Source organism: Pelagibius sp. Alg239-R121, assembly GCF_947331435.1.
Taxonomy (GTDB): Bacteria; Pseudomonadota; Alphaproteobacteria; order Kiloniellales; family Kiloniellaceae; genus Denitrobaculum.
This window is the reverse complement of record NZ_CAMZOF010000003.1, coordinates 445710-466443: the sequence shown is the minus strand read 5'-3', so window position 1 is coordinate 466443 and position 20734 is coordinate 445710. Positions and strand designations below refer to the sequence as shown.

Annotated in this window: 20 protein-coding genes and 1 tRNA gene; 5 read left to right on the top strand and 16 right to left on the bottom strand. The window is 57.3% G+C overall.

Annotated features, from left to right (window positions below):
- Positions 1–10 precede the first annotated feature (10 nt).
- The 3 genes from QMZ18_RS12490 to QMZ18_RS12480 all read right to left on the bottom strand — a co-directional run bounded on the left by QMZ18_RS12490 (position 11) and on the right by QMZ18_RS12480 (position 3851).
- Positions 11–1525, bottom strand: a complete 1515-nt coding sequence (locus tag QMZ18_RS12490) for a di-heme oxidoredictase family protein (protein WP_282606624.1) — start codon at positions 1523–1525, stop codon at positions 11–13.
- A 334-nt stretch (positions 1526–1859) separates the two neighbouring features.
- Complete coding sequence (locus tag QMZ18_RS12485; RefSeq protein ID WP_282606623.1) at positions 1860–3146, bottom strand: imelysin family protein; 1287 nt, start codon at positions 3144–3146, stop codon at positions 1860–1862.
- A gap of 204 nt (positions 3147–3350) precedes the next feature.
- Entirely contained in the window at positions 3351–3851 is a 501-nt protein-coding gene (locus tag QMZ18_RS12480; RefSeq protein WP_282606622.1) for a hypothetical protein, read from the bottom strand.
- Between the two features lie 233 nt (positions 3852–4084).
- On the opposite strand from QMZ18_RS12480, the gene QMZ18_RS12475 reads away from it, so the two are divergent.
- Positions 4085–4729 carry a DNA-3-methyladenine glycosylase I gene (locus QMZ18_RS12475; protein WP_282606621.1) on the top strand — a complete coding sequence of 215 codons (645 nt, stop codon included), beginning with the start codon at positions 4085–4087 and terminating at the stop codon, positions 4727–4729.
- A gap of 45 nt (positions 4730–4774) precedes the next feature.
- Here QMZ18_RS12475 and QMZ18_RS12470 read toward each other — a convergent pair whose 3' ends face one another.
- From QMZ18_RS12470 to QMZ18_RS12455, 4 genes are all read right to left on the bottom strand, one after another.
- The gene (locus QMZ18_RS12470; RefSeq protein ID WP_282606620.1) at positions 4775–5032 is read right to left on the bottom strand and encodes a DUF2312 domain-containing protein; all 258 of its coding nucleotides are present in this window, start codon (positions 5030–5032) and stop codon (positions 4775–4777) included.
- 272 nt (positions 5033–5304) lie between these two features.
- On the bottom strand, positions 5305–5604 hold the full coding sequence (locus QMZ18_RS12465) for a DUF1244 domain-containing protein (RefSeq protein ID WP_367575951.1): 300 nt from the start codon (positions 5602–5604) through the stop codon (positions 5305–5307).
- 137 nt (positions 5605–5741) lie between these two features.
- Positions 5742–6878, bottom strand: a complete 1137-nt coding sequence (locus QMZ18_RS12460; protein ID WP_282606618.1) for a carboxylate-amine ligase — start codon at positions 6876–6878, stop codon at positions 5742–5744.
- 51 nt (positions 6879–6929) lie between these two features.
- Positions 6930–7733, bottom strand: a complete 804-nt coding sequence (locus QMZ18_RS12455) for an N-formylglutamate amidohydrolase (RefSeq protein WP_282606617.1) — start codon at positions 7731–7733, stop codon at positions 6930–6932.
- 312 nt (positions 7734–8045) lie between these two features.
- On the opposite strand from QMZ18_RS12455, the gene QMZ18_RS12450 reads away from it, so the two are divergent.
- The 3 genes from QMZ18_RS12450 to QMZ18_RS12440 all read left to right on the top strand — a co-directional run bounded on the left by QMZ18_RS12450 (position 8046) and on the right by QMZ18_RS12440 (position 11384).
- Positions 8046–8813, top strand: coding sequence for a FadR/GntR family transcriptional regulator (locus QMZ18_RS12450; protein WP_282606616.1), 768 nt, complete (start codon positions 8046–8048; stop codon positions 8811–8813).
- Positions 8814–8991: 178 nt separating this feature from the next.
- A complete protein-coding gene (gene pyk, locus QMZ18_RS12445; RefSeq protein ID WP_282606615.1) occupies positions 8992–10407 on the top strand; it encodes a pyruvate kinase in 1416 nt (471 codons plus the stop codon).
- A gap of 104 nt (positions 10408–10511) precedes the next feature.
- Positions 10512–11384 carry a glycosyltransferase family 2 protein gene (locus QMZ18_RS12440; RefSeq protein WP_282606831.1) on the top strand — a complete coding sequence of 291 codons (873 nt, stop codon included), beginning with the start codon at positions 10512–10514 and terminating at the stop codon, positions 11382–11384.
- Between the two features lie 26 nt (positions 11385–11410).
- Here the strand turns inward: QMZ18_RS12440 and rarD are convergent, their stop codons facing one another.
- From rarD to QMZ18_RS12425, 3 genes are read right to left on the bottom strand one after another with little or no spacing between them, the layout of a single operon-like run.
- Complete coding sequence (gene rarD / locus QMZ18_RS12435; RefSeq protein WP_282606614.1) at positions 11411–12307, bottom strand: EamA family transporter RarD; 897 nt, start codon at positions 12305–12307, stop codon at positions 11411–11413.
- 22 nt (positions 12308–12329) lie between these two features.
- The gene (locus QMZ18_RS12430) at positions 12330–12464 is read right to left on the bottom strand and encodes a hypothetical protein (RefSeq protein ID WP_282606613.1); all 135 of its coding nucleotides are present in this window, start codon (positions 12462–12464) and stop codon (positions 12330–12332) included.
- A 27-nt stretch (positions 12465–12491) separates the two neighbouring features.
- Complete coding sequence (locus QMZ18_RS12425; RefSeq protein ID WP_282606612.1) at positions 12492–12989, bottom strand: tetratricopeptide repeat protein; 498 nt, start codon at positions 12987–12989, stop codon at positions 12492–12494.
- Positions 12990–13141: 152 nt separating this feature from the next.
- On the opposite strand from QMZ18_RS12425, the gene QMZ18_RS12420 reads away from it, so the two are divergent.
- Positions 13142–14227: a M14 family metallopeptidase gene (locus QMZ18_RS12420; protein WP_282606611.1), complete on the top strand. Its 1086-nt coding sequence runs from the start codon at positions 13142–13144 to the stop codon at positions 14225–14227.
- A gap of 60 nt (positions 14228–14287) precedes the next feature.
- On the opposite strand, the gene glcF is transcribed toward QMZ18_RS12420, so the two are convergent.
- The 6 genes from glcF to QMZ18_RS12390 all read right to left on the bottom strand — a co-directional run bounded on the left by glcF (position 14288) and on the right by QMZ18_RS12390 (position 20563).
- Positions 14288–15595, bottom strand: coding sequence for a glycolate oxidase subunit GlcF (glcF, locus tag QMZ18_RS12415; protein ID WP_282606610.1), 1308 nt, complete (start codon positions 15593–15595; stop codon positions 14288–14290).
- Positions 15596–15738: 143 nt separating this feature from the next.
- Positions 15739–17010, bottom strand: a complete 1272-nt coding sequence (locus QMZ18_RS12410; protein ID WP_282606609.1) for an FAD-binding protein — start codon at positions 17008–17010, stop codon at positions 15739–15741.
- 4 nt (positions 17011–17014) lie between these two features.
- Positions 17015–18502 (bottom strand): FAD-linked oxidase C-terminal domain-containing protein, encoded by a 1488-nt coding sequence (locus QMZ18_RS12405; protein ID WP_282606608.1) that lies wholly within the window; start codon positions 18500–18502, stop codon positions 17015–17017.
- A 447-nt stretch (positions 18503–18949) separates the two neighbouring features.
- A complete protein-coding gene (gene ykgO / locus QMZ18_RS12400) occupies positions 18950–19075 on the bottom strand; it encodes a type B 50S ribosomal protein L36 (protein ID WP_142895287.1) in 126 nt (41 codons plus the stop codon).
- Positions 19076–19206: 131 nt separating this feature from the next.
- Positions 19207–20160 carry a cyclopropane-fatty-acyl-phospholipid synthase family protein gene (locus tag QMZ18_RS12395; protein ID WP_282606607.1) on the bottom strand — a complete coding sequence of 318 codons (954 nt, stop codon included), beginning with the start codon at positions 20158–20160 and terminating at the stop codon, positions 19207–19209.
- A 328-nt stretch (positions 20161–20488) separates the two neighbouring features.
- Positions 20489–20563: transfer RNA gene (locus tag QMZ18_RS12390), tRNA-Val, on the bottom strand.
- Between the last annotated feature and the right edge of the window lie 171 nt (positions 20564–20734).

Here is a 20734-nt window from a genome sequence, read left to right as displayed (position 1 = left end):
CGAGGTCCTGTCACAGTGATCCAACGAAAGCCAATAGGGCTTCTCGTTCCCCAGGTGTCATATCGACAACCATCTGCCGAGCCTGTTCCGCTTCTCCGCCGTGCCAGAGAACCGCCTCAAGCAGATTTCTCGCACGGCCGTCGTGAAGAAATTTCGTGTGCCCGTTCACCGTCTCTGTCAGGCCGATGCCCCAAAGTGGAGCTGTCCGCCATTCGCGGCCATTCGCTTTCCACTCGGGACGGTTGTCTGACAGGCCCTCCCCCATATCATGAAGCAGCAGATCGCTATAGGGCCAGATCAACTGAAACGCATAGGCTTCAGGTTCGGCGTCCCGGCGGGTCACAAATTTCGGCATGTGGCATGTCGCACAGCCAGCGCCGTAAAACAGCGCTTTGCCGGTCAGAACATCCCCATCGTCGAGATCCCTGCGCGCCGGAACCGCGAGGCTGCGCGCGTAAAATGTCACAAGATCGAGCACATTGTCCGGTGCTTCGACATCGCCAAGCGCGAGCTGCACGCCATCTGGCGCGCTGCGGCAGTCTTCCTGCCGTGCCGTGCATTCGCCCCAATGCGCCCGGGTGAGCGAGGTCGAAATACCGATATCGCCGGTAAAGGCATGGGCAGATTGCTGCCTGATGCTGGGATTACCCGCTTTCCAGCCAAAGCGTCCAACGGCCAGCTTTCCAGTGTCTTCGTTCCGCACCCAGTTGGGCCGGCCTGAGATGCCGTCACCATCTCTATCTTCTGGATCAGAGAGAGCCAGGATATCGCCTTCATGAATCGCTTCGAGCAATCCAAGACCGATCATTTGATTGGCAATACGGGGGCTTAGCAGGGTTTTGGGATCAAGCGGTCCGTAGGCAAGCCGGTCTATCGAGTAGCTCGGTTTGCGCAAAAAAGCGACCTCGCCTCCATTCAGCGTGACCGGAATTTCCTCATATTCGATGACCATCTCACCTTCGGCACTGTGGCCCGGCACCGCAAAGTTCTGAAGCTGCGTGCCGTAGGTCGGTTCCGGGATCAATGGGATCTCGGCAGCCGCAAGCGCAGCTCTCTCGGCCGCGTTCCGGGGTGGAACCGATAGGCGTAAAAACATGGATACCGCGGCTTCACCGGGACCGGGCGGCTGACCACGTCCGTCTTTCAAGTGGCACCGCTGGCAGGCACGTGCGTTATAGAGCGGCCCGAGGCCATCCGACGCCTGCGTCGAGGAGGGGGACGACACCCAGATCTTCTTGAAGATGCCGTTGCCGACCTTTGCGCGCTGCTCCTCTTCGAATGAAAGGTTTGGTAAAAACTGTGAAAAGGCGTCCTTATTGAAAACCTTTTTGGAGGTCCCCGCGCCGGCTGGCCACCGTTCATACTTTTCCGGCTTGCTGAAGTCATCAGCCCAAGCAGTAACCGAAGTTATTTTCAACTTTTCATTGTAATTTAGATCATCCCGGTGATCGAGCACTGCAGCTGCTGCGGCAACTGCCAAGGCACAGAGAACAGTTGCGCCTGTGATCACAGATGACAAATGCATCGCCGGTTAACTTTCTTATATCTCAATAAGATATGCAGAAAACGTGTGCGATCTTGCACTTCTTTTCTGCTTTGCGGTTGCGAAACTGCGCCACGCTTAAGCTAGCTTAGCACCGGTCAATCGAACCTGAAAGTCCCGTCTATGACATTTTTGAGGTCAACCGCGCTGGTAGAGTAACGGAAGCCCGGTTCACACACTGTATTTCTTCGTGCAAACGACTCACGAAACTGTGTCGCTTGCCGTTTTTATTGAGAAAAAAATTGGGGGGACGGACAAAGTCAGTGAGAGGTGGATCACTGTGTCCGTCCCCCCGCCCGCGGAGAGCAAGAATAGCTTAGTGAAAGACTGCGGAAGGGTCGTCGAGGCTGTCGGACCCCTCGAAAGCAACATTGCCTAACTTCAACACTGAGACTGCGCGTTCGATCGACTTGGTCTGCGAGACAAGCGCATCGATGACGCCCTGGACGGCAGCATTTCCTTTTTCATTGCCTTCACCGATCATCTGATCGTAGGCCTCGGTGCTTTCAGCTCTACGCACCATCGCTTCGGCGGCAAAGAGGGTTTGATTCAGCTTACCGTCGAGCTCGGCGTCTACACCACTGTCAGCAGCAGCAACGAGGTCAGCGATGCTCGGTCCTTCGACAACCGATCCATCGATCCGGCGGTAACGGCCGCGGTAGACATTCGAGATACCCAAAACATCGTAGTAGTGAGAGTTGTGCGTGTTGTCGGCGAAACAGTCGTGCTCTTCTTCAGGGTCGTTAAGCAACAACCCAAGCTTCATGCGCTCGCCCGCCAGTTCACCGTAAGACAAAGACCCCATCCCGGTCAGGATCGCCGACAGGCCACTGTCTTCACCGTTTTGGCTCAGAGCAATTCGGGCAGCAGCACCGGGCTTCCAGTTCGCCACCATTTCCTCCAGATCCGCAATCAGCAGATCCGTCGCCGCCCGAAGATAGGCAACGCGTCGGTCACAGTTGCCGCCTGTGCAATTGGCGGGATCGAAATCCGTCGCTGGCCGGTTGCCGGCACCAGCGTCTGTTCCGTTGAGGTCCTGTCCCCAAAGCAGAAACTCGATCGCGTGGTAACCGGTCGCAACGTTTGCCTCAACTTCGCCTGCTTCCTGGAGCTCATCGGCCAGCAGTGCCGGCGTGATGTTCGTGGCGTCGATTTCCTTGCCGCCGACCTTGAGTTTCGGGCTCGCAATGACGTTTACCGCATAAAAGGCGTTCTCATCAGATTCGGTGCCGTAGCTGGTCGACACATAGTCAATCAGACCTTCATCAAGCGGCCAGGCGTTTACGCGGCCTTCCCAGTCGTCGACGATGGCATTGCCGAAACGATAGACTTCAGTTTGCTGATAGGGCGCGCGGGCTGCCAGCCAGGCAGCACGCGCCTGCATCAGCGAAGCCCGGTTTGGCGCAGTGATCAGGGCATCAACAGCTGATTTCAGCGTTTTCGCGGTTACGAGCGAATCTTCGTAGCCAGCAAGCGCGATATCGCCATAGGTCTTTAAAACCTCCACCTTCGTGGGTGCGTCTGCGTGCGCCGAAACAGGCACCAACAAATGGGATGCCGCCGCAAGACCCGCCGCCACCGCAAGACCGATCCTCTGATTCATTTTTTTCTCCGCCATAGATCCAGTTTTCCAAGTTTTTTGTTCACAAGCCGGGATCATCGTTGGTCCGCATGCCCGCTCACAGCCTTCACATCACCTCGAGGCTGAATGCTATTCACTGCCTCAGCGAATGCCGTGATCCAGCCTCCTAATCAACGGGTCGAAATGCGACCTTTCTTGTTTGCTTCCCTCAGAAACGATTGCGCTCTAGTGCAAAGTCACGGCCTCCCGTTGCTCTTCCTGCAGCGACGGCTGCACGCCAGAAAAGGACTTCCACTCGCGTTGATGCGGCACTTCAACACCGCGTTCCGAGAGAACCGTTGCCAGATCAAGCGCCCGTTCGACCAGTGCATCCGCCATCGGATCCTGCACCATCTCAAGAGCATAGGTCCGCACAAGGTCTTTCCTGCCCGCCTGCGCCGCCCCGATGATCGAGGTCAGCAAAGCTTCGTCGGCGCCGACACAGGGGCAGCAGGGTTGGTGATAATGAACCACCCTGCGCGCACCTGATCGGATCGCATCGACCAGTCGGACGAAGCTCGATAGCAACGGTCGTGCCGGCTCGGCACCGAACCGCACGGCAAATTCGTTCCATACCAACGACCAGCTTTGTTTTCCGCTCAGCCAGCGGCGGAACGACCAGACAACCAGCTGTTGTCCATCGCTCAATTCGCTCATCCAAGCCTTGGTTGGGTCTTCCTGAATCACCGCTGCGTCTTCACTGTTAATAAGAATGATTTGCAATTGCAGTAAAGCTATATTTGTCGAGCCTGTCAACGGCTTCAAACAGCCCTTTCGAATTTTTTCTCAATCCGTTCTGCGTTGGTGCTTTGAGGGGAGTCCCTCTTCCAATAAATTGATTTAGCTCACTGTTTGTTCAGGCAGCACTGGAATCTCCCAGCAATGAAGCTGGGGGCGACCGCGGGAAGGAAGATCGTTTCGTGGAAGAACGGCAGGAAATCGAAGGTTTGATCAAAGGCGAAGACGGTATCGACCGCTGTTGGTGGCACGCCGGCCACGTCGATTACATGGCTTACCACGACCTGGAATGGGGACAACCGGTCGGGGATGACCGCCGCCTTTTTGAGAAAATCTGCCTTGAAGGATTCCAGGCCGGACTGTCCTGGCTCACGATCCTGCGAAAACGGGAAAGCTTCCGATCCGCCATGGCCGAATTCGATTTTACGCACCTCGCGGAATTCGGCGAATCGGACATTGTCCGCCTCCTGGGCAATGCGGACATCATCCGTCATCGCAAGAAAATCGAATCGGCTATCAATAATGCACGCAGAGCTTTGGACCTACGCGATGAATTTGGATCTCTTGCCACGTACTTCTGGCAGTTCGAACCCGCAGCGAACGAGCGCCCCGACCGCATGACGAAATCGGTGCTGGTTGCAAACCCAACAACCGCGCACTCCACAGCACTTTCAAAAGACCTGAAAAAGCGCGGCTGGAGTTTCGTCGGGCCGACCACGATCTATGCCTTCATGCAGGCAATGGGACTGGTGAACGACCATGTGGAAGGCTGCTTCCGCAGGGCGGAACTAGAAGCCGAACGCCGCGCATTCGTCAGGCCGACCTGACCCGATCCGTTCCGCTTCCGTCCGTCAACGCGGCTGGTACTGCATCTATTCCGCTGATTCGATTAAGCCAAGAGCGTGCTTGTAGAGCTCGAGAATTGCTTCCTGCTCCTGCCGGTCCTGCTCATCCATCTTTCTGAGCCGCACGATCTGCCGCATGATTTTGCTGTCATACCCGTTGCCCTTGGCTTCGGCATAGACCTCGCGGATATCCGTCGCAGTCGCGGCCTTTTCTTCTTCGAGACGCTCAATCCGCTCGATATAGGACTTCAACTGCTCCGCTCCGACACCACCAACTTCCGCCATCTGAATTCTCCTGTCTTGCCGCCGGCTCCTAAGGAATCGGCAGCCCCTGTTTCCCAGAGTGCATTCGCACTCAAACTCGCCAAATTAGAGGCTGATTTGCGCTTTTCGACGACAGAGTGAAAAGCGACCAGCCTCGTTGTCGCGCAGCAGGTCCGCCGCCGCGACGCTGAATTTTAAATCGCGGCGCAGACTATCGCCGCGCCCGGTTCCAGGCAACGGCGCTAAACGTCAAAAAGGAAAAAACTTAGTCCCCGGTTTTACGAAGCCCGGATTCAACCCTGTGCCTTATGAGACTCTTCGAAAGCGGCTTTTTGCTCTGCCGACGCCTCGGTCTGATATTTCTCTTTCCACTCTGAATAAGGCATCCCGTATACGATCTCGCGCGCCGAATCGTAGTCGAGTTCCAGCCCCCGGTCCTCGGCAGCGGCGCGGTACCACTTGGACAGGCAGTTCCGGCAGAATCCACCCAGATTCATCAGATCAATGTTCTGAACGTCGGTTCTCTCGCGCAGATGGGAAACCAGCCGGCGGAAAGCCGCCGCTTCGAGTTCTGTTTGTGTTTTTTCATCTATCGACATGGTTCTTCAGCTCCCATCCACCTCTGGATACGCAGGTTGTTACGCGAGTCTGTCTGGATCGTCCGTCGAAGAGGTACAGACCGATCCCGGCAATCTCTTATTTATAGTACATGAGGTTCAGTCCCCGGCGGTTAAAGCCCGTTCACTGTCTCCTCGATCAGAAAATCCACAACCTGACGCAAGGCTTCGGGTCGCTCTGCGCCCTTTTCCAGTGCGTCATTGAAAATGGCGACTTGGCGGTGAGCCGAGGTTCCACGCGCCACGATCTGACGTGCATGGGTCACCTCTTCCCAGCAATCGAGCGCAACGGCATGCTCTTCAATCAGGCCAAGAATTTCCTCGAGCAGGTCGGCATAGGGAAAGATCTCGCCCTTGCCGAAATCGATCAAGCCTTCGTCCAACCCATAGCGCTGTGCCCGCCAGCGGTTTTCCTGGATGAGCATATTGGCATATCGCCGCCAGCGCTGATTGTTGCGTTTCAGAGTATAGAGCATTCGCAACAAACTGACGTAGATCGCCGCAACGGTCACACTGTCGGCAATGGCCGTACAGGCATCGGCGATGCGCATTTCCAGCGTGGGAAAACGTGCCGATGGCCGCACGTCCCACCAAAGCTTGCTGCCGTCCTCAATCACGCCCGCTCCCACCAAGGCCTGCAGGTGGCGCTGATACTCGTCGAAACTGTCGAAGGTCTCGGGCAACCCGGTGCGCGGCAGCTCATTGAACACGGATAGACGATAGGACTTCAGACCGGTGTCTTCACCTTTCCAGAAGGGTGAAGAGGTGGTCAGAGCCAGCAGATGCGGCAAGAAATAGGCAATCTGGCCGGTCAGGTCATTGCGCAAATCATCATCGTCGAGACCAACATGCACATGCATCCCACAGATCAACAGCCGGCGCACGACGCCCTGCATATCGCGGGCGAGCACGTCATAACGTTCGCGTGGCGTATGCTTTTGAGCCCCCCAGGCGGCAAAGGGATGGGTCGATGCGGCGATCGGTGCGAGGCCGTATTCGTTGGCGACTTCTGAAATATTGCGGCGCAGGAACGCAAGCTCTTCAGCCGCATCCTTAATATTGTTGCACTTGCTTGTACCGACTTCGATCTGGGACTGCAGAAACTCCCGGCTGACCCGCTGATCCAGCCGACGTTCGCATTCATCCATCAGGCCATCAGGCGCTTCGACGACAAGATCACGCGTTTCTCGATCGACGAGCAGATATTCTTCCTCGATCCCGATGGTAAAGCTAGGTTCCACGCTTTTCATATCACTGCACTCTCTATTTAGAGTTTCGGCTTTTCTATGAATCTGGGTTCGTTAGCGCTCTAACTCTTTATAAAGCTCTGGGCTTTTCAGAGCTTCCTTCAACACCCGCCCAAGCAAACCGGCCCACTCCCGCGCACCGTGATGCGTATCTATCAAATCCTGCCGGATCTCGATCAATGCATTGGCGACGCCCTGTGCATCGCCATGCACTTCGGTCGTGTAACCAAAACCCTCTCGGCCGGAATAGGGTTCATTGTCACCCACGGTTATCCCCGCCGCCCGCAGCCGATCGATCAATGGCTGAGCCAAACGCGGATCATAGCTCCATAAAATACCGAGTTTCCATGGTCGTTCCACACCTTCCATCACAGGCGTGAAGCTATGGATCGAGAGTAGAACCGGGTTCATCCCGCATGTTTTGCGGCGTTCGGCCAGCGTATCTGCAATGGCGTTCTGATAAGGATGGAAAAAACTATCGAGGCGAGCCGTCCGGTCGGCGGACAAAAGCCTTTTGTTGCCCGGCACCGCAATACCATCGCTTTCCTCCGGAATCGAAGCCGTACTATCGGGCTTTCGATTGGGGTCGACCACCAAACGCGAAAAGTGACTGATCACGGCAGGTGCATCAAGCAGACGCGCCAGATGCCGAGTGACCTCAGCGGCACCGATATCCCAGGCGATGTGACGGGCCAATTCGATTTCATCCAGGCCCAGGCTATCCAAAGCCCTCGGAATGAACCGGCTGGCGTGATCGCACACCAAGACCACGGGCGCGGTCCCGTGCGAATTTACGAACTCGACCGGAGCAGGTTCGTCACCTGCCAGCAATCCGGCCTCCGGTCCCTCCCTTTGCATTTGACAGTCCATCACGCTTTGCGAAACCCTCGAGAGCCATACATCTCGCCATCCGAAGCGCCGCTCTCCACCAGCACTCTTCAGATCCTTGTAATTCTCTCAAACCTCAGCGGCCAGAGTTGCGAGAATTCAACGCCACCTTGTCCGAAACAGATTGATTTGACGGAGAAGGAACACAGATTACAAGCTAATCCGATGGGGGTGGTGCCGTCGAGCCCTGCTTGACCTTTTAGGTAACTCCACTCATAAACATGCCTCGGTCCACCAGATTATTGATACCGGGCCCTCGGCGGCAATACAGGAAGTAAGTCCGTGCAAAATACAGATCAGAGCAGCCAACCGGATTACGACGCGCGGTTTCAAGAGATACCGCGCGAGCGGGTCGCGGACAGGGTTGCCCAAGAGCTGATGAAGCTGATCGCGACAGGTAAACTCTTGCCCGGCGAGCGGCTTCCCGGTGAACGGCAGCTGGCCGAGATGATGAACGTCAGCCGCGTTTCTGTGCGCGCCGCGCTCCAGCAACTTAAGGGTAAGGGCTTCGTCACCGCCGTACAGGGCGGCGGCACCCGGGTGATTGCGGCAACCGACGATCAAGATTCTGCACTTGCGGTTCTGGTTCGCGAGAATCGCAAAAACCTTCGGGATTTTGCGCAGATTCGCGTTGCGATCGAAGCCTGGGCCGCACGGCAGGCCGCCGAAAATGCCACAGACGAACAGGTCACAGAAATCAAGCATGCACTTGACGTTATGACCGACCCGGACCGGCCCGAGGAGTTCAAAGCCGAAGACGACGTCGCCTTTCATATGGCGGTCGCCAAGGCGGCCGACAGTGTCATCTATATGCACCTGATGAGCGGCATGGGAGACATCCTGCGGGAAAACCTCGATTACCATCGCTACAAACTGCTGGCGACGCGCGCCGACGACAGACTGTTCCTGCAGCAGCATCGCAAGATCTACGAAGCCATCCGTGACAAGAACGGCGAACTTGCGGCACAAGCCATGACGGCGCATGTGAAAAGAGCTTTGGCCGCCTATGCTGAATCGGAAGAAGCCGAAGAAGCCTTCCTGGAAAATTGAAGCCTTCGAAGTTCCGACAAACCACCGCCGATAGTGATCCCTGCGTCCGGAAACCACGCGGTGTTCAAAACGACTCAGTGAGGGTTTCACCCTTCGTATGGGAAAATTTGCCCAGAATCACGGCGCAATAATCTATATTTAACTTTAGTATTTGCGAAATAAAGTTATTCTCCCCGACATGAGACGTCAGAGAAAAGCCAAGATTCTTGCGACGCTTGGACCAAGCAGTTCAAGCCCCGAGATGATCCGTGCCCTGTTCGAGGCAGGCGCGGATGTTTTCCGTTTAAATTTCAGTCATGGTTCGCACGAAGACCATCGGCGCAACGTAAAAATCATCCGCGATCTGGAGCAGGACACCGACCGACCGATCGGGATTCTGATGGACCTGCAGGGGCCCAAACTGCGGGTCGGCAAAATGACCGGCGGCACCGCCACGCTGGAAAAAGGTGCACAGTTCCGTCTGGATCTCGTCGACGAACCTGGTGATTCCAAGCGCGCTCCTCTTCCCCATCCCGAGGTTTTTGCCGCTCTTGAGCCGGACACGGATCTGTTGCTGGATGACGGCAAGCTGAGGCTGCGCGTCACGGCCTGCGGCAAAGATTTTGCGGAAACGATCGTGGAGACCGGCGGTCCTCTTTCGGATCGCAAGGGCGTCAATGTGCCGGGCGTCATCCTGCCGATATCCCCGCTCACGGAAAAAGACCGCAAGGATCTGCGCTTCGGACTGGATCTTGGTGTGGACTATGTCGGCCTGTCATTCGTCCAGCGCCCGGAAGATGTCGCCGAAGCACGCCGTTTGATCGCCGGGCGCGCAGCGATCATGTCAAAGATCGAAAAACCGGCTGCCGTTGCGGCCCTGTCGGAACTGGTTGAGCTGTCTGACGCGATTATGGTGGCCCGTGGCGACCTGGGCGTTGAAATGCCGCCCGAGGAAGTGCCCAGCCGTCAAAAACAGATCATCCAGACCTGCCGGCTCGCCGGCAAGCCGGTGGTGGTCGCAACGCAGATGCTCGATTCAATGGTGCACGCCCCAGCACCCACGCGCGCCGAAGCCTCCGACGTGGCGACCGCGGTTTATGACGGCGCAGACGCCGTCATGCTTTCGGCTGAATCTGCAGCCGGCGATTACCCGCTGGAAGCCGTGGGAATGATGGCACGGATTATCGAGCGCACCGAAGCTGACCCGTCCTATAAAAAGGTGATCCACGCCCTGACTCCGGAACCCGAGGCAACCGCCCCGGATGCAATCTCGGTCGCGGCCGCCCAGGTCGCCAACACCATCTCGGCGGCCGCAATCGTCAGCTACACGACATCGGGCTCGACGGCTAAACGTGCGGCCCGGGAACGGCCCGATGTGCCGATCCTGGTTTTGACCGAGAATGTTCATACCGCCCGGCGGCTGGCCGTTACCTGGGGAGCACACTGCGTTCACACCTCTGATGTGCACAGCTTTCAGGAAATGGTCGAAAAGGCCTGCCGGATTGCCGTGAACGAGGAATTCGCAGTCACCGGGAACAAGCTGGTGATCACCGCCGGCGTTCCCTTTGGGACACCGGGCGCAACCAACGTTCTGCGCATTGCCTGGGTCGGGTAAAAACGGCCGGTCAGCGATCATGATTGCAGTTGTCGGCACCTTCAGGTAATTGACCTCTCGTCACACTCGGCCGTTAACGGCCAAATTTCGCGAGGGCTAGAGCAATTACGCAAGCACCAGCGGTTACGGTTATCGTTACGACCTATAACTGGCCTGAAGCGCTCTCGATGGTGCTCGAATCACTGCGCTTGCAAAGCAGTGGTGATTTCGAGATCGTTATCGCAGACGATGGATCCAGACAGGAAACACGCGATGTCATCGACCGCTTTCGGGAGAAAAGCGGTCTGACCGTCAAGCATTTCTGGCAGGAAGACAAAGGCTACCGCCCGAGCCGAAGCCGGAATGGAGCCGCGGATCTTGCCGAAGGCAAGTACCTGGTCTTCATTGACGGTGATTGCTGCCTTTTCCCCGACTTCGTCACGAGTCATCAAGAGCTGGCTGAAGAGGGGTGGTTTGTTGCTGGGAGGCGTTGCTACATCCGGCAAAGCATGACGGGGCATATCTTTCGCAAATCCCTGCAAATTTACCGCTGGCCGAAAACCCTCTGGTTCCTCCTCGCATTGACGGCGCGAAGCAACCGGCCCTTCCAATTCCTTCGCCTGCCGTTTTCCGATCAGAAACGGAAACGGCGTCCGGAGGCGTGGGAAAAGGTTCAAACCTGCAACCTGGGAGTCTGGCGCAAGGACTTCATCGCGGCAGATGGCTTCGATATCAGCTATCACGGACACGGTCTGGAAGACTCCGACTTCGTCCTGCGCCTGATCCGCTCGGGCGTACACCGCAAGGACGGCGATCACACTTCACCGGTGCTGCATCTCTTCCACAGCCGCAGGGATTCAACGACACCGGACGGCGTGCATCCAAACGCTCTTCGCTTTGACGCTCTGGTGGAGAGCGACCGGCATCTGCCTGTCAGCGGCTATGCCGACACCGTTGCCAATCGCGAACAAGCCGGTGGCTCCGCACAACAAGCTTAAGCACCAGCGCCCTGCAGGCCCTCGTTCTACGCCAATACGGACGCCCGGCGCCGTGCGATCAGCCAGGACTGCGCGGAGTAGATGGCGAGTGCCGTCCAGATACAGCTGAAGGTGACGAGATGCGCCCAGGTGAAGGCTTCGCCGAACACCAGCACGGCCAGAAAAAACTGGCAGGTCGGCGCCAGATATTGAAACAGCCCGACGGTCGAGTAGTTCAGCCGGCGCGCGCCGCAGGTGAACCAGATGAGCGGGATGGCGGTCACGAGACCCGCCGCGATCAACAACAGGTCGGTCCGGAGGTCGATCGCGCCGATCGCCCCCTGCCCGTTGATCGCCTGATAGGCCAGATAACCCAACGCGATCGGCAGGACCATTGACGTTTCGACAAAGAGGCCGTCGACAGATTCGACCTTGATGGTCTTTCTGATCAAACCGTAAATGCCGAAGGTCGACGCGAGCAGCAGTGACACCCACGGCATCGTGCCCACTTGAACCGCCAGATTCAGAACGCCAACGGCGGCCAGCCCGACAGCAACAATCTGCCACTTCGTCAGGCGCTCGCGCAGGAAGAGCGTGCCGAGCAAAACGTTCACCAGGGGATTGATGTAATAGCCCAGGCTGGATTCCAAGACCCGGTCCGTCGTAATCGCCCAAATGAAGAAAAACCAGTTTACCGAGACGACGAGCGTGCTGAGCATCAGCATGTAGAGCGTCCGCGGCTCGCAGAGTGCCTGCCGCAGCGCCGCCCAGCGCCGGCTGACCGTCAGCAGCAGAAACAGGAAAATCACGGACCAGAGCACACGATGGGCCAGAACCTCGAAGATCGGAATCTCGTCGACAGCCTTGAAATAAAGCGGACTGATGCCCCACAGAAAAAAGGCACCAAGGGCATAGGCGGCACCCGAACGCGTTTCCTTTGGCATCAACTCTCCCGAAAAGCCGCGATCAATGCGGCAGGCTGTGGACGGCGGCGATCTTATCGCGCGGCCCGCCAAGCGCATAGCTTCGCCGCCGCATAGCAGCCATGTCCTTGAGGTCAGGCCGTTCCAGTGACCTGGCCTTCGGATCTACCCGTTGCATTGATTTAAAGCCGACCGGCCGCCGACGTCAGATGGCGCGGTCTTTGAGGCGCTTTCGGAGCACTTCGGCGTTCTGGCGCGCGGCCGGCAGGTAAGGATTGATAATGAGTGCGTCTTCGAAGGCTTTCAGCGCAAGCGCGTCGTTTTCCAATTCGACGTAAACCAATCCTCGGCCGGCGAGCGCACCGAAATGCCGGGGTTCCAGGGCCAGGGTCTGCGCGATGTCCGCCAGAGACCGATCGAATTCACCCATGAGATAAAACAGCGTCGCCCGCTTGTTCCAGCCTTCGGCGAATTCAGGCGCGATCGTCACGATCTGATCGAAGGACCGCAAAGCCCGCCGATAGTCCCGGCGCCCCATGGAATCCACGCCATCGCGCATCAGCAGGTCAATGGCATCGTCCCCCGACTGCACCCAGATGTTCCAGATGACGAATTCGACGCCCTTTGCATCGCTGAACGACTCGACGTTCTTCAGCTTCGTAAAAAGGTCGTCGAGGCGTGAATCGTTCTGATCGGCCAGCACAGGGCCGCCCAATAAAACCATTAGGGGAAGAAATATTCGAAGAATCGCTATTGCCGATAATGTTTTCACGCTGCTAATTATGACTGACATGGCGGGGAAGCCAAAGCTTTACACGATATTCAGCGATCACAAATGCATGAGGGCCGGGGCAAATGAGCGTCAGCGAATACTTTTCGAAGGACTACGGGCAGGCGCGAAAGCGCTTTATCGACGCCAGTAAACAGGCTGGCGCCGCCATGAGTTCCTACCAATGTCCCAGCGCCGGGCCTGACGGAGAGGTCCTGACCACCGACGTTGCCTGGCATGGCGAACCCGACGCCGAACGGGTTCTGGTGACGATCTCGGCAACACACGGTGCGGAGGGCTTCTGCGGATCCGGCGTCCAGATCGGCTGGCTCGACAGCGGCCTCTATCAGGAACGGCCCGATGGCATCGCCTTGCTGCAAATTCACGCGATCAACCCCCATGGCTTCGCCTGGCTGCGGCGGGTGACGGAAGACAACATCGACCTCAATCGCAATTTCGTCGACCACAGCGGCCCTTATCCGGAGAATTCAGCCTACGACGAGCTGGCGGAGGTCATTTGTCCGACCAGCTGGGACGATGCAACAATCGCCGACACCCACAAGACCCTGCGCGCCTATGCGGACAGTCATGGCGAAAAGGCCCTGCAGTCTGCGATCTCCGGCGGCCAGTACAGCCATGCCGATGGACTGTTCTTCGGCGGCAATAGTGTTGCCTGGTCTCAGAACATCCTTATGGAAGTCCTAAGCGGCAAGCTGTCGGGCGCCAAACAGGTCGCCGTCATCGACTACCACACCGGGCTGGGGCCACGCGGGCATGGCGAGAGAATCTGTTGTCACAGTCCTGAAAGCAATGATCTGAAGCGTGCGATGGACTGGTACGACGAGGACGTCACGTCGCCTTTACTCGGCACTTCATCGTCCGTCGAACTCCATGGGGTCAATGTCTTCGGTATGGAAAAATGCCTACCGGGCGCCGATCTCACTGTCGTTGCGTTGGAGTACGGCACGCAGTCTTCGCCAGAGGTCAACCTCGCGCTCAGAGCAGACAACTGGCTGCACCTCCACGGCGATCCGATGTCGAAAAAAGGTCGTGAAATCAAGCAGCAGATCCGTGACGCTTTTTATCAGGACGCCGACGACTGGAAGTCTGCGATCTGGGCGCGCGCCGTGGAGACCCAGAAAATGGCATTCCGCGGACTGAGCGAAGGCTGAAGGTTCGGACCCAAAGCTGACGGCTGCTCCGGGTTCACCTGCCTGAAGTCCGATTGCGATCTACTGAAGCCGTGTCTCGTGCTGCTCAAGCGCTTTGGGCAGGGGACCGCCCGTCGCCCAGTCCAGCAACTGCACCGTATGAACGATCGGAATGTCCGTCCCGCCACCGATGTGGGAGATGCAGCCAAGGTTGCCGGCAGCAATAACGTCGGGTTTGCTGCGCTCGATGTTCGCCACCTTGCGCGCCCGAAGCTTGCCCGAGATCTCCGGCTGCATGACGTTATAGGTGCCGGCCCAGCCGCAACAAAGGTGAGATTCGCCGATTGCAGTGACTTCAAAACCCGCAGCCTTCAGCAAAGACTTCGGTTGCTCAACGACCTTCTGACCATGTTGCATGGAACAGGCGGCATGGTAGGCGACCTTCGCTTTTGGTTGTCGTGCCGGAGCCTCCAGGCCCAAATCAAGCATCACTTCGGAGACGTCTTTCGCAAGCGCTGCAATCCTGGTTGCAGCCTCGCTCCACTCGGGGTCGTCCCGCAACATGAAACCATAGTCCTTGACCGTGGTGCCGCAGCCTGACGCGTTAATCACAATCGCATCCAGGCCATCGCCTTCCACTTCCCGCATCCAGGCCTCGACGTTCGCGCGCGCCGCGACGAGGGCCTGGGCTTCACGGCCCATATGCAGGGTCAGAGAACCGCAACAACCGGCGCCTTTCGCAACCACGACCTCGACACCGTGACGCGTCAGCAGACGAATGGTTGCTTCGTTGATTTGTGGATCCAGCACCGGTTGCGCACAGCCGGAAAGCAGAGCGACACGCGCGCGCCGCGTGCCTTCGGCCTGAAACACCTGCGGCTGATCGACGGCACTGCGCGGATGGATAGTCTTCGGGGCAGCCTCAACCAGACCTTTGAGGCGGCCGGGCAACAAACCGGCAAAAGGCCGTGCCATCAGCGCACCGATCAAGCTGAGCCGGAAGAGTGTCGGCGAGGGAAGCGTGACCGCCAGCATGGAACGCAACAGCCGCTCCCCCAGGGGCCTGCGGAATGTCTCCTCGACATGCTTGCGGGCGTGATCAACGAGATGCATGTAATGCACCCCTGACGGACAGGTGGTCATACAGGACAAGCAGGAGAGGCAGCGGTCGATGTGCTTGGCGACCTTAGCCGATGCCGGTCGATCGTTTTCCAGCATGTCCTTGATCAGATAGATCCGTCCGCGCGGTGAATCCAATTCGTCTCCCAACAGCGTGTAGGTCGGACAGGTCGCAGTGCAAAAGCCGCAATGCACGCAGTTGCGCAGGATCTTTTCCGACTCGGCGACGCCTGAGTCGGCCAATTGAGCCAAAGAGAAGTTGGTTTGCACTTAGCGTTCCGCTTCTTTATCGCATTTGAGGCTGATTCACGCTCTTGACTGTTTCCATCAAAAACGTTTGAGACCTAACAGCCCTCAACCTCTTTAAAGCCGAAGGTGGGTTGTTACACCAAGGAGCATGCCTACCCCCGGATTTAGACACCGGCGTACATCCGGCCGGGATTCATAATGCCGTGAGGATCGAAACTGTGCTTCACGCGACTGCTGAGGGCGGCGATTCCCAGATCCAGGGGCTGGAAAACCGGAATCCGGCCACGCAGTTCAGCCGTCGCCTTAATCAAGGTCGCGTGCCCGCCGAAATCTGCCATCGATTCGCGAACCGCGTGCTGCTGTGCATCTTCGCCTTCGGGCAATGAGACCCAGATCAGGCCTCCGCTCCAATCGAAGTAGTACCGCAGTGCTTCTGTCGCCTCTCCCAGCTTCAGCTTGAGCGCCGCGACATAGTCGGCGCCGCGTGCCGGTGGCACGGAAACACGCCATACCGCATTGCCATCTCCTGCTTCAGCAGAAACATCGCTCACGAAAGGCACGACATCCCGGATGTAACGCCAAAGTGGCGTCGAGTTATGGCTGTGCAGTTCATCTGAATCGGTTTGACCGCCAAGCTCACTGCGCAGCGCAGCACAGCGGTGGCTCACCGAAGGTCCTGGGCCCTCAACCCGAATCGCAGTCACCGAGCGTGCATCGTTCGGGAAAAAGCTCGAATCGAAATCCTTTGCGATCCCTGAGGGAAGATGCGCGGCCGCCGAAACTTCGTGGGACGAGCCCATGGCTTGCGTCATTGCTGCTACCGCCGCAGCATCCTCAAGACCAAAGAGAAGAACACTGCGCGTCTTTTCGGGAGCAGGCAAAACCTTGACGGTGATGTCGGTCAAAGCAGACAGGGTTCCATAGGCGCCGGCATGAAGTTTCATCAGGTCATATCCGGTGACGTTCTTCACCACACGCCCGCCGGCCTGGATAATTTCTCCCCGTCCGGTGACACCCTTCAAGCCCAGAAAATGGTCGCGTGCAGCCCCCGACTTGATCCGGCGCGGACCTGCGAGATTGCAGGAGATGACGCCAGCCAGACTTCCCGAGGCCGCTGCCTCATCTTTTGGGCGGCCATTCAAAAGCGCATCATAGTCTGCAGGCTCAAAAGCCAAATACTGGTCGTGTTCGTCTAACGCCGCTTCAATTTCAGCCATCGAAGTGCCGGCGCGTGCGGACAGCACCAGTTCGTCAGGTTCGTATAGCGTGATACCGGTCAGTCCCGAGAGCTCAAGACTGTATTCCGTTTGTGCCGGCCGTCCGAGCGCAGCTTTACTGCCACGGCCGACCACTTCGACGGGCACTTTTTCAGCGGCCGCCCAGGTTACGATCTCGGCGACCTGCTCGATTGTCTCAGGTTTATATCTGTCGCCCATCACACTAGAACCTCGGCAATTCCGGAAAGGGAAGCTGCCCACGGGAGATATGCATCCGGCCCAGCTCTGCGCAACGGTGAAGCTGGGGGAAGACTTTGCCCGGGTTCAACAGCGCATCCGGATCGAATGCACACTTCACCCGTTGCTGCTGTTTGAGATCGATGTCCGTGAACATGTCTGGCATCAGGTCGCGTTTTTCGACTCCGACCCCGTGCTCGCCGGTCAAGACGCCGCCGACCTCCACACAAAGCCTCAAGATGTCGGCACCGAATTCCTCAGCCTTCTCCAGTTCACCTTCTTTGTTGGCGTCGTAAAGGATGAGCGGGTGCAGATTGCCATCGCCGGCATGAAAGACATTGGCGACACCGAGGCTGTAATGCTCACTCATTTCACGCATGCGGCGGAGAACGTGCGGCAGCTGGTTCCTTGGGATTGTCCCATCCATGCAATAGTAGTCCGGAGAAATACGTCCAACCGCTGGGAAAGCCGCTTTCCGGCCGGCCCAGAAACGCATGCGCTCCTCTTCCGATTCGCTCACCCGTTTGGTCACGGCGCCTTTGGCGTCGGCGAGCGCCGAGACGGTTTCCATCAGATAGTCGACCTCGGCCTGCGGCCCGTCGAGTTCGACGATCAGAAGCGCCTCCACATCCAAGGGATATCCGGCATGAACGAAATCTTCCGCTGCGTGGATGGCCGGCCGGTCCATCATCTCCATTCCGCCCGGAACGATGCCCGCGGCAATGATCGAAGCCACCAGTTCTCCCGCCGCTTCACTGCTCGAAAAACCGAGGAGCAAGGCCCTTGCTGTCTCCGGCTTTTTCAGCAGCCGGACCGTGACTTCGGTCACGACGCCCAACAAGCCTTCCGATCCGGTCATGAGCCCCAAGAGATCGTAGCCTTCAGCTTCGAGATGCTTACCGCCAATCCGCAGCACCGTGCCGTCGATCAGCACCATTTCCAGGCCGAGCAGATTGTTCGTCGTGAGCCCGTATTTGAGGCAGTGCACGCCGCCGGAATTTTCGGCAACGTTTCCGCCAATCGTACAGGCAATCTGGCTGGAGGGGTCGGGCGCGTAATAGAAACCCTCGTCCTCGACAGCCTTCGTGATGCCAAGGTTCGTCACACCGGGCTGTACCACAGCGCAGCGGTTATCGAAGTCGATATCAAGGATACGGTTGAATTTTCCAAGCCCGAGAATGATGCCGTCCGCCAAGGGCAGCGCGCCGCCCGAAAGCGACGTGCCGGCACCGCGGGGCACAACCTTGATGTTTTCCTTGTGGCAGAACTTCAGGACACGGCTGACCTGTTCCGTCGACTCAGGCAGGACGGCAATCAGCGGCGGCTGCTTATAAGCGGTCAGGCCGTCACTCTCATAGACCTTCAACTCGTCTTCGTCCGCAATCACACCTTCGCCGGGCACAATCTCCCGCAGTTTATCGACGATCTCTCGTTTGCGCGAAATGACCGTCTGGTCCGGATCGGGCATCAGCATGACAAAAGTCTCCTCCCACACTCGCGCGACGGCATCTGAAACAACTGCGTGGCACGCAGCAGGTTTTTCGAGCCGATTCGCGTGCGGCACGTTGGCCGTCAATTTATGCGCCAACCTTTATCGGCCGGCCTTGTCCCAATCCGTCGCAGCAGATCGCACTAAAAGGTAGCCCGATTCGCGTCAAGCCCACCTATAATTCGCATTCCGTAAATTGGTATTACCAATTTTAGGGAATATGGTGTGTTCGTTGGCGGCGGTCAATCCCCCAGAGTACGATCGTTCTTGGCTGATTCACATTTTTTACCAAAACTGTGAAAAACGATCAGACCCTATACCAGGCCTTATTAAAGGCCTGCTGAACAAAGCAAAGCCGCGCTCCCGTTAAGAGAGCGCGGCTTTGCTGTAACACGGTAGGCCAGCACGCAAGGCGCCAACCTTAAGAAGATCTCAGCCCTGGCGAGCCTTAAAGCGCGGATTCTTCTTATTGATCACGTATACGCGTCCACGACGGCGCACTACGCGGCAACCCTTTTCCCGCAACTTAGCGGTTTTCAACGAATTAACGACTTTCATAATCCTGTCCTCGGCATATTGAGCCCGTTCGCACGGACCACCGGAAAGCGCGGGGAAAATACGGAACGCCCCCTGCCCTGTCAACCGCTGGAGTGGTCTTCCATTCCAGAAAAGCGCAATCCGCGGCGAAGTTACCAGTCAGAAAGCAGATTGCCTTGCTTTTTAAGGCCGTAGATACGGCAGACCCGCAGATCGCCGCTCTCAAGAACCTTTGCACGGCGGGCCCATAGTTCGGCTTCGGCAACCAGAGTCGCAGCCATCTCTTCGTTGACCCCGGAATGTGATGCAGACGCCAGATAATCAGCCCAGCCCTTCGTGATGAGCGCCCGGAAGTTGTCGGTAATGTCTTCGGTAATCCGGATCTCGATCTTTTGGCGCGACAGCGCCATATCGTAATCCTTAACGCTCCACAGGTGTGGCATGACCGGCTCCGAAGCCTGCCATTCGGCCATCCCATCATCATCCTTGACCTCTTCGGCCTTCACAAAATCAGTGAAAAGAAACTGACCGCGGTCCTTCAACGCATCACCTATGACGCCAAGAAGCTCTTTCTTCTTTTTGACGGTGAAGAAGCTTTCCTTTGAATAGATGCAATCACAAGACATCTCTTTGAATTCGAAATTCTCGGGATCGAAGGCGGCAATCGGTGCTTTTTTTGCCAATCCCGACATGGTCGAGAGCTCCGCACCAGCCTCGGCGAAGACCCGATCCGCTTCAAAGGCAGTTACCCAGACACCAAAATGCTCGGCCATCACCCGGCTGGCACCCCCCAGGCCGGCGCCCAGTTCCATAACGCTCATCGCCGGTGTCAGCGCAAAGGGTTTGAGCATCTCGATGAGGTAGTCGGCGTCACCTGGAGAGGAGAAACCCTCTCCCCAGACGTCTTGAACCAATTGAACGCGTGCGGAATCCCAGGTGTGTTTCTCGGCCCTAACATCGTGACCGTCTTCACCGCCTTCGCCGTTCTTCGACTTCTGGACAACCGCAAGCTCGTAGCCGTCCCACCACGCCTTTATGCGCGCGAGCAGCGTAATCTTGGCTTTCTGAGACTGACTGGCTGACGCGACCATCGCAAAACCCGACACAAGCCAGACGTTGATTCCCCTGGCTCGACAAGGGCTTGACCCTATGCCGATAAAGTAAAAACGGCGTTAATTGCCGGTTGAATGACGTGCGTGCTTTTACATGCAAACACAAAAAGCTGAATGCCCGCCCTCAAACAAAACTAGAGCGGGATAAATTTAGACACGCGATAACAATCAAGGGTGTTTTCTTTTTGAAAAACTCGACAGAAACTCTTTAAACGCGCAGGCACAGACTTCATTTTCCCGTTCCCAAGAAAGTAACTCGCCAGAACAGATGGGCGCGTCGGCAAAAGCCGATTTGAATTGTTGTCAGATTGCTGCGGGATAATGGTGGGCGTACCTGGGATTGAACCAGGGACCTCCTCGATGTCAACGAGGCGCTCTCCCGCTGAGCTATACGCCCATTCCGAAGTCCGGCACCGGACCTGTCCGTTGCCTCAACCCATCAAAGCAGGTTACTTCCGAAGATCAACCGCCGCCGAACGACGTTGACGGGCGGCGAAGTAACATCATCAGAATGCTTTTGCAAGCCCCTAGAGCCCAATTCGACGGATTACCAGCGCCAGAGTGAAAA

What these genes read in the sequence shown, in the direction of transcription:
- QMZ18_RS12490 (WP_282606624.1), bottom strand. Translation starts at nt 1,525, where the DNA reads ATGCATTTGTCATCTGTGATCACAGGCGCAACTGTTCTCTGTGCCTTG.
- QMZ18_RS12485 (WP_282606623.1), bottom strand. Translation starts at nt 3,146, where the DNA reads ATGAATCAGAGGATCGGTCTTGCGGTGGCGGCGGGTCTTGCGGCGGCA.
- QMZ18_RS12470 (WP_282606620.1), bottom strand. Translation starts at nt 5,032, where the DNA reads ATGGCGGAAGTTGGTGGTGTCGGAGCGGAGCAGTTGAAGTCCTATATC.
- QMZ18_RS12460 (WP_282606618.1), bottom strand. Translation starts at nt 6,878, where the DNA reads ATGAAAAGCGTGGAACCTAGCTTTACCATCGGGATCGAGGAAGAATAT.
- QMZ18_RS12455 (WP_282606617.1), bottom strand. Translation starts at nt 7,733, where the DNA reads ATGCAAAGGGAGGGACCGGAGGCCGGATTGCTGGCAGGTGACGAACCT.
- pyk (WP_282606615.1), top strand. Translation starts at nt 8,992, where the DNA reads ATGAGACGTCAGAGAAAAGCCAAGATTCTTGCGACGCTTGGACCAAGC.
- rarD (WP_282606614.1), bottom strand. Translation starts at nt 12,307, where the DNA reads ATGCCAAAGGAAACGCGTTCGGGTGCCGCCTATGCCCTTGGTGCCTTT.
- QMZ18_RS12430 (WP_282606613.1), bottom strand. Translation starts at nt 12,464, where the DNA reads ATGCAACGGGTAGATCCGAAGGCCAGGTCACTGGAACGGCCTGACCTC.
- QMZ18_RS12420 (WP_282606611.1), top strand. Translation starts at nt 13,142, where the DNA reads ATGAGCGTCAGCGAATACTTTTCGAAGGACTACGGGCAGGCGCGAAAG.
- QMZ18_RS12410 (WP_282606609.1), bottom strand. Translation starts at nt 17,010, where the DNA reads ATGGGCGACAGATATAAACCTGAGACAATCGAGCAGGTCGCCGAGATC.
- QMZ18_RS12405 (WP_282606608.1), bottom strand. Translation starts at nt 18,502, where the DNA reads ATGCTGATGCCCGATCCGGACCAGACGGTCATTTCGCGCAAACGAGAG.
- ykgO (WP_142895287.1), bottom strand. Translation starts at nt 19,075, where the DNA reads ATGAAAGTCGTTAATTCGTTGAAAACCGCTAAGTTGCGGGAAAAGGGT.